The organism is Tardiphaga sp. (assembly GCF_044336785.1).
Classification (GTDB): domain Bacteria; phylum Pseudomonadota; class Alphaproteobacteria; order Rhizobiales; family Xanthobacteraceae; genus Tardiphaga.
The window spans coordinates 20,944-35,739 of the sequence record NZ_JBIIOT010000011.1; the positions used below are offsets into that span (position 1 = coordinate 20,944).

Sequence of the window (14,796 nt, forward strand, 5' to 3'; positions counted from 1 at the left end):
TCATCCGCCGCGGAGTTTGAACCATGAAGTCGGCCGGCGGATGACGCCTTCGGCTCATCCGCCCTACGACCTCAAATTTACTTCTTCAAACAAAGTCCCACGGTCGGCGTCGTCGCGCATTTCACGCCGTCCGGTGCACCGCCGCTCGGGCACAGTACCGAGACGAGCGTCTCGCTCGCATCGCATGTGACCGCGCCATCGGCCTGCACGGCGCGGAAGGCCGGAGCCGCCTCGCCTTTATCACCCTTGTCGCCCTTCTCGCCTTTGGCGCCCGGCGCGCCCTGCGGACCTTGCGGCCCCTGCGCGCCGACCTGCCCTTGTGCGCCCGGCACACCCTGGACGCCTTGCGCGCCCTGTGGGCCTGCTGGACCCTGCGCGCCCGGATCACCCTTCGGTCCGGGATCACGGCCGCAGCCGCTGACCATCAAGGCCACGCCGATCGCGAGAACTGGAAAGATTTTTATCATGCCCATACCCCTTGATTTGACGCCACCACGAGCGATCGCGCCGGGACAATCCAGCGGCATCGGTCATGTTCCGGCACGGGGATGATATCGAGGGAGATACGGAAGGAAAGCGAACGAACTGCGACGTCTCTGTTTCAAGACGCCGCAGTCGCCGGAGTTTAGTCCACGTCGTCGATGGCGCCGGGCGTCGTGCCGAAGGCGCGCTGGGCCAGGGTCGCGGCCATGAACTCGTCGAGATCGCCGTCGAGCACGCCGGACGTGTCCGAGGTCTGCACGCCCGTGCGAAGGTCCTTCACCATCTGATACGGCTGCAGCACGTAAGAGCGGATCTGGTGACCCCAGCCGATATCGGTCTTGGCAGCCTGATCGGCGGCGGCCTTCTCTTCGCGGCGCTTCAATTCGATCTCATAGAGACGCGCACGCAGCATGTCCCATGCCTGGGCGCGGTTCTTGTGCTGCGAGCGGCCGGCCTGACAGACCACGGCAACGCCGGTCGGAATATGCGTCAGACGCACGGCGGACTCGGTTTTGTTGACGTGCTGACCGCCAGCGCCGCCCGACCGCATCGTATCGACGCGGACATCGGATTCGGCGATGTCGATCTTGATGCTGTCATCGACAACCGGGAAGATCGCGACACTCGAGAACGAGGTGTGCCGACGGGCATTGGAGTCGTAGGGCGAGATGCGCACCAGACGATGCACGCCGCCCTCGGTCTTCAGCCAGCCATAGGCATTGTGCCCGGAAATCTGGATGGTCGCCGACTTGATGCCGGCTTCTTCACCCTGGGTTTCTTCGAGATATTCGACCTTGAAGCCGTGCTTTTCAGCCCAGCGCGTATACATGCGCAACAGCATCGAGGCCCAGTCCTGGCTCTCGGTGCCGCCGGCGCCGGCATGGACTTCGAGATAGGTGTCGAAACGATCGGCTTCGCCGGACAGCAGCGCTTCCAGCTCGCGGCGCGCCACTTCCTTCTTCAAGGCCTTCAGCGCGTTTTCGGCTTCGGTCACGATGCTTGCGTCGCCCTCGGCCTCGCCGAGTTCGATCATCTCGACATTGTCGTCGAGTTCACGCGTGACCTTGCCGATGCCCTGCAGCGAATCCTCAAGCGAGGTTCGCTCCTGCATCAGTCTTTGAGCCTTCTGGGGATCGTTCCAGAGATTGGGGTCTTCGGCGAGAGCGTTCAGCTCTGCGAGTCGTGCCGTGGATGCATCGACGTCAAAGATGCCTCCTCAGCAGCCCGACTGACTGCTTGATCTCTTCTACGAGGCGTTCGATTTCAGCGCGCATGGAATTTCCGTTTGGTTGGGCGCGTGTGTAACCGCCGCGCCCGCCTTATTCAACCCGTCTCTACTCCGTCCCTCATGGTGAGGAGGCGCAAAGCGCCGTCTCGAACCATGAGATCGCTTGGCTCTGAGCTTGCGGCCATCCTTCGAGACGCGGCCAAGTGGCCGCTCCTCAGGATGAGGGACTGTGTTTACCGATCAATACAGCCCACCGGTTCCCGGACGCATGAAGGTGCGATCCGTATCCGGCGAAATCTGCTGCGCACCGCCACCATCGGCGACGCCGATCACCGAATAATTGTCCGGCGGCGCCGTGCCCGGCTTGAAGGCTTCGAGGATGGTGCGGCCCGTATCGCCCGGACCGGCGCGCATGCCGGTCTTGGCATCGACACGGATCAGCTTGATGCCGGCCGGTACCTTGAACGGCACCGCAGGCTTGTCAGCCAGCGCCAGCTTCATGAAGTCCTTGGCAATTGGCGCCGACAGCACACCACCGGTGCCACCGCGGCCGAGATTACGTGGCTTGTCGTAGCCGACATAGATGCCGACCACCACATCCGGCGAGAAGCCGACGAACCAGGCATCCTTCTCGTCATTGGTGGTGCCGGTCTTGCCCGCGATCGGCTTGCCGACCTCGCGCATGACGGTCGCGGTGCCGCTCTGCACCACGCTCTCCATCATCGACGTGATCTGATAGGCCGTCATCGGGTCCATCACCTGCTCGCGACGATCGACGAGCTGCGGTTCGGGCTGGTTCTTCCAGCCTTCCGGCGCCTCGCAGCCACGGCATTCGCGCTGGTCGTGCTTGAAGATGGTGTGGCCATAGCGATCCTGGATACGATCGATCAGCGTCGACTTCACGCGGCGTCCACCATTGGCGAACATCGAGTAAGCCGTAACCATGCGCATGACGGTGGTTTCACCGGCGCCGAGTGCGTAGGACAGATAATTCGGCAGTTCGTCGTAAACGCCAAAGCGCTTGGCATATTCGCCGATCAGCGGCATGCCGACATCCTGCGCCAGACGCACCGTCACGGTGTTGAGCGAGCGCGTCAGCGCGTTGCGCATGGTGGTCGGGCCGTAATATTTGCCGGTCGAGTAGTTCTCCGGACGCCAGACACCGTTGCCCGAGCCCTGATCGATTTCGATCGGCGCGTCGATCACCACCGTCGAGGGCGTGTAGCCATTGTCCATCGCCGCCGAATAGACCAGCGGCTTGAAGGACGAGCCTGGCTGGCGATAGGCCTGCGTGGCGCGGTTGAACTGGCTCTGGTCGAAGGAGAAGCCACCGACCATCGCGAGTACGCGGCCCGTGTTTGGATCCATGGCCACCATGGCACCGGACACTTCCGGATACTGGCGTAGCCGGAACTGGCCTTCGATCACCGAACCGTCCTTCTGGGTCAGCGGATCGACATAGATGACATCGCCGGCGCCCAGCACCTGCGACACTGCCGTCGGCGTCTTGCCGCGGGTCGCACCGGCTGCAGGCTTGGCCCAGCGCACGCCCTCGAGCGAGATCAGACCGGTCTGGCGATCCTTAGAGACCGCCCCGCCGAGCTCACGACCGGGCTGGAAGCCGATCCGCGCCGACTGGTCGGAGACGTCGAGCACGACGGCCATCTTCCACGGCGAAATGTCGGAGAGCGATTTGACTTCAGCAAGCTTCACGCCCCAGTCGCCGGAAATGTCGATCTTGTTGGTCGCGCCGCGCCAGCCGCGTGCCTCGTCGTAATTGACGAGACCATTGACCATGGACTTGCGCGCCATGACCTGCATCTTGGGATCGAGCGTGGTGCGGACCGACAGGCCGCCTTCATACAGCTTCTTTTCGCCGTAGCGCTCGAGGATGTCGCGGCGCACTTCCTCGGCAAAATACTCGCCGGCGAAAATGTGGGCATGGCTGCCGCGGCCGGTGACGGTCAGCGTTTCCTTGCGCGCCTTCTCCGCATCGGCCGACTTGATCCAGCCGTTCTCGACCAGACGATCGATGACATAGTTGCGGCGCTCGACAGCACGGTCACGGTTCTTCACCGGATGCAGCGTCGATGGCGCCTTCGGCAGCGCTGCGAGATAGGCCGCTTCCGACACGGTCAGCTCATTCACCGACTTGTCGAAATAGACCAGCGACGCGGCGGCGATGCCATAGGCGCCGAGGCCGAGATAGATTTCGTTCAGATAGAGTTCGAGGATCTTGTCCTTCGAATAGGTCCGCTCGATACGCATCGCCAGCAGCGCTTCCTTGATCTTGCGATCGAAGGAGACTTCGTTGGTGAGCAGGAAGTTCTTGGCGACCTGCTGGGTGATCGTCGATGCACCCTGCGGGCGACGGTTCGAACCGATGTTCTGCAGATACAGCAGACCGGCGCGCGCCATACCGGTGTAGTCGAGACCGCCATGCTCGTAGAAATTCTTGTCTTCGGCTGCGAGGAACGCGTTCACGACCAGTTTCGGAATCGCCTGAATCGGCAGATAGAGCCGACGCTCCTTGGCATATTCGCCGAGCAACTGACCGTCGGTCGCATGCACGCGGGTCATCACCGGCGGCTCGTAGTCCTGCAGCTGCGAGTAATCCGGCAGGTCCTTGGAGAAATGCCAGATCATGCCGGCAGCGGCCGCGACGCCCACAAGGAACACGACGGTTCCCGCGGCGAACAAGAACCCCATAAACCGCACGAGCAGACGCATGTTGAGACGATCCGTTTCAGTCGTTGTGCGGCCATATAGCACAAATGGCAGCCGCCGGGGGCGAAAGTCAGCTAAAATCAAACGACTAGAGACGCCCACAGCCACCTGAAGCGGTGGCCGATTCTCCGGCCGCGGTACGGATTTTATAGAGTGTGCGCTGTGGCCAAACTAGGGCTTTGCGCTCGTAGGATGGGTTGAGCGCAGCGAAAACCCATCATTCTGTCGATTCAGGCAGGCTCCGCCGATGGGTTATCGCTTCGGCGCTACCGCGCCTTCGCTCAACCCATCCTACGGCCTCATTAATTCGCGCCCGCCGAGACCATGTGCTTGGCGAAATAGCCGTCGATGGACTTGGCCACCGCCCCCACCGTCTTGGAGCGCCAGTTCTCCGACATCAGCGACTGCAGATCGTCCTTGTTGGAGACATAGCCAAGCTCGATCAGCACCGACGGTACATCCGGTGCCTTCAAGACCCGAAAACCAGCGGATTTCAACGGATGCTTGTGCATCCGGGTCGTCACTTTCATCTCGCCCACAACCATGCGGGCGAAGCGACCGGAAAATGTCTTGGTCTCGCGTTGCGCGAGATCGATGAGAATATCGGCGACTTCGGTCGGCTCTTCGGTGAGATTTACGCCACCGATGGCATCGGCCTTGTTTTCGAGGTCGGCGAGTCGCTGCGCCTCGGCGTCCGACGCCTTATCCGACAGCGTATAAACCGTCGCCCCTTGCGCATCGCCCTCGCCCTTGGGCAGCGCGTCGGCATGGATCGAGACGAACAATGCCGCCCCCGCGCTCCGCGCCAGTTTCACGCGATCATCCAGCGCGACGAACGTATCGTCCGCGCGGGTCATCACGATGCGGTACTTGCCGAGCTTCTCCAGCCGGTCGCGCAGCGCGAGGCCGAAGCCGAGCACGATGCCCTTTTCGCTCTCGCCGCCCGCCTGGGTGCCGTTATCAACGCCGCCATGGCCGGGATCGATCACCACCACCGGGCGGGTATCCGTCGTCGTCGCAGGTCCGGCGCTCGCCACTACGGCCGTCGATACCGGCGGTGGCGTCACGCTGCCGGTAATGCCAGGCCGCAACTCTGGCCGGTTCTCCACCGCCAGCCCCTGCACGAAGGTCGTGCGATCGACGGCTTCCAGCTCGATCACCATTCGCGCCGGCTGGCCATTGGCCGGATCCAGCGCCGTGGCGCTCTTGATTTTCACGGGCTTGGCGAGGTCAAGCACCATGCGCGAGCCACCGGGCATCACCATGCCGTAGCGGAAAGACTTGATCAGACCGCGCGCCACCGTCCCTGCGCCGGGATCGAGGTGGAAGGCGACCTGCGGCATGTCGATGACCACGCGATAGGGGTCCGCCAGCGTGAAAGCGCGCACCGACACCTTGCGGTCGAGATCGAGGATGAATCGGGTCTGTTTTTCGTCGCCGGCGATGCGGATATCGGAGGCGACAGGGAGCGACGCCTCAGCCGGTTTTTCTGCGGAAACTTCCGACGCGGCCCAGGTATCCGAACACCAGACAAACGCCAGCGTGGCGCTCGCAAGCGCCATTCCCAGCAAAACGGTGTGGTTTGCGCGGCGCGTCAAGCGAATCCAGTGCCTCCGGAGCAGCCCATCCCTAGCCCATTAGAATCACAGGGTTAACTTGCGTTTAATGACGCGACGACGAATTCCCCGGACTGTTGCAAGCCTGTGACGCTTCCCTTGCCAGCGCCCCTCATTCCACGTATGTACGAAGAGCTGACGGATTAACTCCCGGTTGTGTCGCGTTCAACCTCCCGGTGCAGCGTTCATCTCGCCGATAACCTATCGGAGACCTGAGCGTTTTTGATCATCCCTCCAAGACCAGCGCCGGGCGCGGTTTTTGAAGAGGTGGTCCTGGCCCGAGCGGTGTCCGGTCCCTGGTTCTTTCTCGCTTACGGGGCGGTTTCAGACACGACATGACCGAAAACTCCGGCCCTTACCGGCCGAGTTAGCGACAACCGGCGCACGCATTCGCGTGGCGCCGGACGTCAGCGCAGGCGGTGCCTTTGCCGCCCAAAAGTTTAGACGGGCCGACGCTTGATGCGCCAGACTGTGATGCCGACCGAGACCCATTCGGGGACACCGATGCGAAGCTTCAGCTTCGTGCGGTTGCCTTTGTGGCTCTCACCTTCGGCGACCTTCCAGTTGTCAACGCGCGACGGTGAGCGTTTCGACCTTCCCCTCACCCCAGAATCAGGTGGACCCTCGCGTCACCCGGCCGCGCTGAATGCGCTTGCCGCCACGCGTGCACTCCGCCGCCATGAGCCATTCCATGCCAAACAAAATGTTGATCGATGCGACGCATCCCGAGGAGACCCGGGTCGTCGTGGTCCGCGGCAACCGCGTCGAGGAATTTGATTTCGAAACCGCGCAGCGCAAGCAGCTCCGCGGCAACATCTACCTCGCCAAGGTCACGCGCGTAGAGCCGTCGCTGCAGGCGGCCTTCATCGAATATGGCGGCAACCGCCATGGCTTTCTCGCCTTCAGCGAAATCCATCCGGATTACTACCAGATCCCGACGGCTGACCGCCTGGCCCTGATCGAGGCCGATGAGGCCGCACATCGCGAAGCCGAGGAAGAAAGCGAGAAGCGCACCAACCGCCGCCGCTCGCGTCATCGCAATTCGCGCCGCCGCGACCGCGGCGAACGCGTGCGCAGCGATGTGATCGAGGGCGCTGCCGTCGATCCGTCGCAGGCCGAACAGCCGCATGCGGAATTCGAAGGCTGGGTGCCGGCGAGCTTTGACGCGCCCGCCCACGCTGCCACGCCCGAAACCGTAACCTCCGAACCGGCCGTCGCCGCTGGGACGCAGACCGAGCAGCCCGTCATTGCCGCCGAGCCGGTGGTCGCGGAGACCAGCGAGCCTGTCGCCGCGCAGAGCGAAACGGTCGAGCCAACCGCAGTTGCCGCGAGCGACGAACAGCCGGTTGCTACCCAGGCCGACGAAGCCGCTCCGCAGGGCGCGCCCACCGATGCCGACCATGCGGCCGAAGGCGACGATGCCGAGGACAATGAGGACGAAGACGAGGACGACGAGGAAGAATCCGAAGAGGATCAGGTCGAATCCGTCGGCGGCGACGACGTGCTGGAAGAAGTGCCGGAGCGTTCGTTCCGTCCGCGCCGCCAGTACAAGATCCAGGAAGTCATCAAGCGCCGCCAGGTGATGCTGGTGCAGGTGGTCAAGGAAGAGCGCGGCAACAAGGGCGCCGCTCTCACGACCTATCTCTCCCTCGCCGGCCGCTACGCCGTGCTGATGCCGAACACCGCGCGCGGTGGCGGCATTTCGCGAAAAATCACGTCGGCGCAGGATCGTTCGCGCCTCAAGGAAGTGGTGTCGGATCTGGACGTGCCGGAAGGCATGGGCATCATCCTGCGCACCGCAGGCGCCTCCCGCACCAAGCCGGAAATCAAGCGCGACTTCGAGTATCTGATCCGGATGTGGGAAACCGTCCGCGACATGACGCTGAAGTCGCAGGCCCCCACCCTCGTCTACGAGGAAGGCTCGCTGATAAAGCGCTCGCTGCGCGATCTCTACAACAAGGAGATCGATGAAATTCAGGTCGCCGGTGAAGCCGGCTACCATGAAGCGCGCGACTTCATGCATATGCTGATGCCGAGCAACACGCGCGCCGTGAAGATGTATCGCGACGGCCAGCCGCTGTTCTCGCGCATGGGCGTGGAGAGCCAGCTCGACGCCATGTTCACGCCCACCGTGCAACTGCGCTCGGGCGGCTACATCGTCATCAACCAGACCGAAGCCCTCGTCTCCATCGACGTGAACTCGGGTCGTTCGACCCGCGAGCATCACATCGAGGACACCGCGCTGAAGACCAATCTCGAAGCGGCCGAGGAAGTCGCGCGTCAGCTCCGGCTGCGCGACCTTGCCGGCCTGATCGTGATCGACTTCATCGACATGGACGAGAAGCGCAACAACCGCGCCGTCGAACGCAAGATGAGCGACTGCCTGCGCCAGGATCGCGCGCGCATCCAGGTCGGCCGCATCTCGCATTTCGGCCTGCTCGAAATGTCACGCCAGCGCATCCGCGCCAGCGTGCTGGAAAGCTCCACCGAGGTCTGCGCGCATTGCGGCGGCACCGGTCACGTCCGCTCGGTCTCCTCGGTCGCGCTGCAGCTTTTGCGCGGCGTTGAAGAAGTGCTGATGAAGGGCGCGACGCATAATCTCGTCGTCCGCACCCGCAGCGACGTTGCGCTCTATGTGCTGAACCACAAGCGCGGCCATCTGCGCGACCTCGAAGAGAGCTTCCAGGTCACGATCGCCGTGCTTGCCGATCCGCATGTGACGGGTCAGCAGTCCTATGTGATCGACCGCGGCGAACAGATCCACACGCTTGAGGCCGCCAAGGCCCTGCTCGCATCGCAGCTCGCCAATCTGCCGCCGCCGCCCGAAGAAGAGCCCTACGACGACGAAGAGCTGTTCGAGACGGAAGCCGAAGTCGAGACCGAAGAGACTGAAGGTCTCGGCGATGAGGAAGGCACCGAAGCCTCCGCCGACGGCGAAGGTGGCGATCGCAAGCGCCGCCGCCGTCGTCGCCGTCGCGGTGGTCGTACGGGTGAAGGCCGCGAAGGCGGTGAGACCAGCGATGCGCAGGTCAGCGACACTCAAGTCATGACAGACGGCGCGATCGAAACCGTTGGCGAGCCCGCCGGCGATGACGCTGAAGGCGACGATGACGAGGCCGATGATCAGCCGCGCGAAGTCCGTGGCGAAGATGGCGCTGATGGCGAGCGTCGTCCGCGCCGCCGCGGCCGTCGCGGTGGCCGCCGCCGTCGTGGCGGTGAGCGTGGTGAAGGCAATGAGGAAGGCCTCGCCGGCTCGATCGCCGACGAACTCGCCGGTCCCTCGGAGTCCGAAGCCAGCATTGCCGTCGCCGATCTCGAGGGCGCCAATAACGGTCACGGCGATCAGCCAAGCGTCGAAGCGCAGCCGGTGGAAGCCCCGAAGCGCGACCACGACTCGGTGCCGATGTTCGCACCAGCAGAGCCCGCGCCCGCCGCACCAGCTCCGGTCGCTGCAGCGCCTGAGCCAGTGCCCGCCCAGGACGACGACAAGCCCGCCCGCCGCCGCTCGACGGTGCGCGAGAAGGTAAGCTTCGCGAGCGCGACTCCTGCGGTCGAGCCGGAAGCAGTAGCTCCCGTCGTTGCCGCTGAAGCGCCCGCTCCAGTCGCTGCGCCGGTGACCTCACCTGCTCCGACACCGGATGCGCCTGCCGCCCCGCGCAAGGCCGGCTGGTGGTCCCGCGCCTTTGGTGGTGGCGAGAGCTGAGATCGTAGCCCGGATGGAGCGCAGCGACATCCGGGGATATCGAGTTAGCTGAAACGCCGGCCCTGGATTGCGCTTCGCTCCACCCAGGCTACACACAAACAAAAAAGCCGCCTGGCAAAACCAGGCGGCTTTTTTTCGTTTCATAGATGGGTATCGCTGGCGCTCAACCCATCCTGCGCCGTTACGCTTGCGCCTTAGCCTGTCGTGATCGCCGTCTCGACATCCGACGGATCCACATCCCTGTTCAGATTGGCGTGCATCACGTCCTTGTCGAGCTCGCCTTCCCACCACGACACGAACACCGCGGCGATGCCGTTGCCGGTGATATTGGTGAGCGCGCGGACTTCGCTCATGAACTTGTCGATCGAGAACACGATCGCCATGCCCGGCACCAGACGCGGATCGACCACGGCCAGCGTCGCCGCCAGCGTGATGAAGCCGGCACCGGTGACGCCCGAGGCGCCCTTGGACGTCAACATCGCCACAATCAGGATCGTGATCTGCTGGCCGAAGGACAGCTCGACACCGAGCGCCTGCGCAATGAATAACGTCGCCAGCGTCATGTAGATATTGGTGCCGTCGAGATTGAACGAATAGCCGGTCGGGACCACGAGGCCGACCACCGACTTCGAACAGCCGAGCCGCTGCAGCTTCTCCATCAGCTGCGGCAGCGCGCTTTCCGACGACGAGGTGCCGAGCACGATCAGGAGCTCATCCTTGATGTAGCGGATGAACTTGAAGATGTTGAAACCAACGATGCGGGCAATGATGCCGAGCACGACGACAACGAACAGCAAGGCGGTCCCGTAGAACAGCAGGATCAGGCTGAACAGATTGGTGAGCGCGGCCGGGCCGAACTTGCCGATCGTATAGGCCATGGCACCGAATGCGCCGATCGGTGCCGCCTTCATGACGATGGCGATGACGCCGAAGACGGCGTGCGACGTCTCGTCGATCAAATCCCGTAGCTTATGGCCGCGTTCACCGAGCGCCATCAGCGCGAAACCGAACAGGATCGCAAATAGCAACACCTGCAGGATGTCGCCCTTTGCGAAGGCGCCGACCACGCTGTCCGGAATGATGTTGAGCACGAAGTCCACCGACTTCTGTGCTTCCGCCTGCTTCACGTAACCGGCGACGGCGGCGTTGGTCGGATCGACCTTTGCCGTCAGGCCATGACCGACCTGGAACAGGTTGCCCATGATGAGGCCGAGCACCAGCGCGAAGGTGGAGACAATCTCGAAATAGATCAGCGCCTTGATACCAACGCGACCGACCTTTTTGGCGTCCTGGATATGGGCGATGCCCGACACCACGGTGCAGAAAATGATCGGCGCGATCACCATCTTGATCAGCTTGATGAAGCCGTCACCAAGCGCCTTGATCCAGTCATTGGTAGCAAATTTCGGCTCCAGCCAACCGACCAGCACGCCGATGACAATGGCGATCAGCACCTGAATATAGAGGACCTTGTACCAGGGCTTGGCCGCCTCAGGGGCACCAGAACTTTTTGCTGCCGTTGCAGTCACCGACATTGAACATTTTCTCCCAGTTTGTCGCAAAACTGGGGGTCCTTACACGCAATAATGTCGCAGCCGCAACCCGCGGGGCGGAATTAGTTATACGATTAAGCGAGTAATTGGTCGCATACGCGTCTAATTGCTGCGACGGGCCGCCGCACCATATGCGAGCGGGATGAGAAGTGCGCCGATGGCATTCTTCAGCAGCGCACCAGCCAGGAACGGCGTCACGCCAACGATCAGCGCCTTGCCGACGCCGAGCCCGACGCCGAAGGCCAGCCAGGCCCATCCCATTGAAAGAATGATGAAATGGCCGATGCCCATGGCTACGAACAGCCAGCCGACCGAGCGATCCCAGCCGCGCTCGGCGAGCCAGCCGGTGGTAAAGGCCGCGACCACAAAACCGAACAGGAAGCCCGCGGTTGCGCCGAAGAGCGGCTTCAGGCCGCCTGTGGGGCCGGCAAATACCGGCAATCCACCAGCACCGACAAGGAGATAGAGAACGAGCGTCGCCGTTCCCAGCCGCCAGCCATAGGCGGCGCCGATCATCAGCACCACGAGTGTCTGCAAGGTCATCGGCACGAAGGGCAATTGCAGATTCACTTTGGCCGAAACGGTCAGCAACGCGACACCGGCAACGGCCAGAATGGCTGCCCGTCGCAAGACTGCCGCTGTGTTGCCGCTGGAGGGCCACAAGACGCCGGCGATTGGGGATTGTGCGCTCATGATCAGGCCAGCCACTTGCAGATGCGCGTCACGGCATCCTGCATCTCGGCGCTGGAGCGCGCATAAGAGAAGCGGATGAAGGACTTACCGTGAAACGGATCGAAATCGGCGCCCGGCGTCGCGGCTACATGGGCCTGGTCGAGCATCTTTTTCGCAAAGTCAAAACTGTCATTCGTGAATTTCGAAACATCCGCGTAAAGATAGAACGCACCGTCTGCCGGAAGGAATTCCGTGAGGCCGGCTTGCGGCAAACCAGCGGTCAAAATGCGGCGGTTCTCCTGGTAGCCGTGCTTGATCTCCTCCATCTCCGCCGCCCCGTCGAACGCCGCCTCGGCGGCGATCTGCGACAAGGTCGGAACCGAGATGGACAGATTCTGCTGCAAACGTTCCATGGCGCGAACAAGCGGCGGCGGCACCACCATCCAGCCGACCCGCCAGCCGGTCATGCAGAAGTATTTCGAGAACGAGTTGATGATCAGCGCATTCGGCGACAGTTCGGCCGCGGTCACCGCCGGAAATGCGTAATCGAGGCCGTGATAGATCTCGTCGGAGATGAAACGGATGCCTTCGCTTTCCGCGGCGGCAATCAACTCGGTGAGCGCCTCGCGCGACATCATGGTGCCGGTGGGATTCGCAGGGCTTGCGACCAAAACTCCCTTCAAAGGCTTTTCCCGATGCGCTTTCAACAAAGCTTCGCCCGTTAGCGCATGCCGGGTCTCGGCGTGCGTCTCGATCAGCACCGGCTCGCAGCCCAGTGCCGTGAGGATATGCCGATATGGCGGATAACCGGGCGCTGCGATGGCCACGCGATCGCCGGGCTCGAACAATGCGAGAAACGCGAGAATGAACGCGCCCGACGATCCCGTCGTCACCACGATCTGTTCGGGATCGACATCGCATTTGTACGCGTCGCGATAATGCCGCGCGATGCGGGCGCGCAGTGAAGGCGTGCCGAGGGCTGCGGTATACTCCACCTGCCCGCGCGCCAGCGCCTCCTGTGCGGCCTTGATCGCCGTCTGCGGGGCGGGCGCTGCGGGCTGGCCGACTTCCATATGGATGACGTGACCACCCGCCGCTTCGATGCGGGCGGCGGCGGCCATCACGTCCATCACCATGAAGGAGGGAACATCGCTGCGGCCGGACGCCGCAAGCAGGTGATGGGCGCTGGCACGGAGGATCGTATCGGGCATCAAAATCTGCTATCTGCGCGGCGACCCCGATGTTTCTGCGTGCGGGCGCGCCGCGCTCCCGCCGCAATATTGAACTGTACCGGCTTATCGCGAATCCAACCGTCGGCCAATGATGAAAGACCAGCACGCGCAGCCCAAAAAAGCTGCCATCCGGATGTTCTCCAGGCTAACGGCCCTGCTCACGGCGGCCGCGATCACGCTGACACCGATGGCGGCCCGTGCCCAGCAAGGCGACATCCGCCTGCTCCGCGACGCGGAGATCGAACAGCTGCTGCGCGACTATACGCGCCCGATCCTGCGTGCGGCCGGGATGGAAAAGCAGAACATCCAGATCGTCATCATCAACAATGCAAGCTTCAACGCCTTCGTCGCCGACGGCCGTCGCATCTTCGTCAATCACGGCGCGCTGATGCAATCGCAGACGCCGAACCAGCTGATCGGCGTGCTCGCCCATGAGACCGGCCATCTCGCCGGCGGCCATCTGTCAAAGCTGCGCCAGCGGCTGGCCGAAGCGCAGACCTCGATGATCGTCGCCATGCTGCTCGGCGTCGGCGCCATGGCGGCCGGCGCGCGCGGCGGCAGCACCAATAACAGCATGGGGAATATCGGCGCCGCCGCCGTGGCCGCACCACAGGCGATGCTGATGAACACGATGCTGGCCTATCAGCGCCAGCACGAGGAAAATGCCGATCGCGCCGGCGTCGGCTTCCTCAACAAGACCGGACAATCCGCGAAGGGCATGTATGAGACGTTCCAGCGTTTCTCGTCCGACAGCCTGTTCGCGGCGCGTGGCAGCGATCCCTATATGATGTCGCATCCGATGCCGCGCGAACGCGTGGCCGCATTGGAAGGCCTCGCCAAATCGAGCCCCTATTGGGACAAGAAGGACGATCCGGCTTTGGTGCTGCGCCATGAGCTGATGCGCGCCAAGACCGCGGGCTTCATGGAGCAGCGCGACACGGTGCTCCGCCGCTATCCACCGACCGACACCAGCCTGCCCGCGCAATATGCCCGCGCCATCGCCACCTATCGCCACGGCGATCTCAGCGTTGCCATCGCGCAGATTGATCAGTTGATCAAGGCGCAGCCGACCAATCCGTATTTCTACGAACTGCGCGGCCAGGCGCTGCTCGAAGGCGGCAAGCCGAATGAGGCCATCGCGCCGCTGCGCCGCGCGGTGCAGCTTGCGAGCAACGCTCCGCTGATCGAGATGATGCTCGGCCAGGCGCTGATCGCATCCGGCAACAATGCCTATACGGACGAAGCCATCCGCATCCTCAAGGGCGCGATTGCACGAGAAGGCGAAGCACCCGCCGGCTATCAGCAGCTCGCAATGGCCTATGGCCGCAAGGGTGAACTCGCGGAGGCTGACCTGGCTTCGGCGCAAGCGGCGTTTTTGCGTGGTGATAACAAGACCGCACGGGATCTCGCGTCACGTGCGAAGGCCAGGTTTGCGGTGGGCACGCCGGGCTGGGTGAAGGCGGATGATATTGTTGCGGCGAAGGTGGCCGGGAAGAATTAGCGCGCCGCGGCCGTAGGATGGGTTGAGCGCAGCGATACCCATCACAACAAACACCGGCGCTTGTGATGATGGGTATCGCTC

At 63.1% G+C, this 14,796-nt stretch carries 9 protein-coding genes; 2 read left to right on the forward strand and 7 right to left on the reverse strand.

The annotated features are described in order from the left end of the window. Window positions 1–77: 77 nt before the first annotated feature. The 4 genes from ACIQ2A_RS05355 to ACIQ2A_RS05370 all read right to left on the reverse strand — a co-directional run bounded on the left by ACIQ2A_RS05355 (window position 78) and on the right by ACIQ2A_RS05370 (window position 6,036). Window positions 78–467: a hypothetical protein gene (locus ACIQ2A_RS05355; RefSeq protein WP_398476563.1), complete on the reverse strand. Its 390-nt coding sequence runs from the start codon at window positions 465–467 to the stop codon at window positions 78–80. A 158-nt stretch (window positions 468–625) separates the two neighbouring features. Further along, a protein-coding gene (gene prfB / locus ACIQ2A_RS05360) for a peptide chain release factor 2 (protein WP_398476565.1) occupies window positions 626–1,757 on the reverse strand; the annotation gives its coding sequence in 2 pieces (ribosomal slippage) (window positions 626–1,687 and window positions 1,689–1,757; 1,131 coding nt in all). Window positions 1,758–1,951: 194 nt separating this feature from the next. After that, window positions 1,952–4,441 (reverse strand): penicillin-binding protein 1A, encoded by a 2,490-nt coding sequence (locus ACIQ2A_RS05365; RefSeq protein WP_398476567.1) that lies wholly within the window; start codon window positions 4,439–4,441, stop codon window positions 1,952–1,954. A 299-nt stretch (window positions 4,442–4,740) separates the two neighbouring features. Next, on the reverse strand, window positions 4,741–6,036 hold the full coding sequence (locus ACIQ2A_RS05370; protein ID WP_398476569.1) for an N-acetylmuramoyl-L-alanine amidase: 1,296 nt from the start codon (window positions 6,034–6,036) through the stop codon (window positions 4,741–4,743). A 709-nt stretch (window positions 6,037–6,745) separates the two neighbouring features. Between ACIQ2A_RS05370 and ACIQ2A_RS05375 the strand changes: the two genes are divergently transcribed. Further along, window positions 6,746–9,757: an Rne/Rng family ribonuclease gene (locus tag ACIQ2A_RS05375; RefSeq protein WP_398476571.1), complete on the forward strand. Its 3,012-nt coding sequence runs from the start codon at window positions 6,746–6,748 to the stop codon at window positions 9,755–9,757. A 194-nt stretch (window positions 9,758–9,951) separates the two neighbouring features. Here the strand turns inward: ACIQ2A_RS05375 and ACIQ2A_RS05380 are convergent, their stop codons facing one another. From ACIQ2A_RS05380 to ACIQ2A_RS05390, 3 genes are all read right to left on the reverse strand, one after another. Then, entirely contained in the window at window positions 9,952–11,292 is a 1,341-nt protein-coding gene (locus ACIQ2A_RS05380; protein ID WP_398476573.1) for a dicarboxylate/amino acid:cation symporter, read from the reverse strand. A gap of 120 nt (window positions 11,293–11,412) precedes the next feature. Beyond that, window positions 11,413–12,003: a biotin transporter BioY gene (locus tag ACIQ2A_RS05385; RefSeq protein WP_398476575.1), complete on the reverse strand. Its 591-nt coding sequence runs from the start codon at window positions 12,001–12,003 to the stop codon at window positions 11,413–11,415. Window positions 12,004–12,005: 2 nt separating this feature from the next. Beyond that, the gene (locus tag ACIQ2A_RS05390) at window positions 12,006–13,193 is read right to left on the reverse strand and encodes a pyridoxal phosphate-dependent aminotransferase (RefSeq protein ID WP_398476578.1); all 1,188 of its coding nucleotides are present in this window, start codon (window positions 13,191–13,193) and stop codon (window positions 12,006–12,008) included. Window positions 13,194–13,305: 112 nt separating this feature from the next. Here ACIQ2A_RS05390 and ACIQ2A_RS05395 point away from each other — a divergent pair, with 112 nt between their 5' ends. Next, on the forward strand, window positions 13,306–14,715 hold the full coding sequence (locus ACIQ2A_RS05395) for a M48 family metalloprotease (RefSeq protein ID WP_398476682.1): 1,410 nt from the start codon (window positions 13,306–13,308) through the stop codon (window positions 14,713–14,715). The last annotated feature ends 81 nt before the right edge of the window (window positions 14,716–14,796 follow it).

Excerpts from the sequence above, each read along its gene's own strand:
- ACIQ2A_RS05380 (WP_398476573.1), bottom strand. The coding sequence starts at position 11,292 with ATGTCGGTGACTGCAACGGCAGCAAAAAGTTCTGGTGCCCCTGAGGCG.
- ACIQ2A_RS05390 (WP_398476578.1), bottom strand. The coding sequence starts at position 13,193 with ATGCCCGATACGATCCTCCGTGCCAGCGCCCATCACCTGCTTGCGGCG.
- ACIQ2A_RS05395 (WP_398476682.1), top strand. The coding sequence starts at position 13,306 with ATGAAAGACCAGCACGCGCAGCCCAAAAAAGCTGCCATCCGGATGTTC.
- ACIQ2A_RS05375 (WP_398476571.1), top strand. The coding sequence starts at position 6,746 with ATGCCAAACAAAATGTTGATCGATGCGACGCATCCCGAGGAGACCCGG.
- ACIQ2A_RS05355 (WP_398476563.1), bottom strand. The coding sequence starts at position 467 with ATGATAAAAATCTTTCCAGTTCTCGCGATCGGCGTGGCCTTGATGGTC.
- ACIQ2A_RS05385 (WP_398476575.1), bottom strand. The coding sequence starts at position 12,003 with ATGAGCGCACAATCCCCAATCGCCGGCGTCTTGTGGCCCTCCAGCGGC.
- ACIQ2A_RS05365 (WP_398476567.1), bottom strand. The coding sequence starts at position 4,441 with ATGCGTCTGCTCGTGCGGTTTATGGGGTTCTTGTTCGCCGCGGGAACC.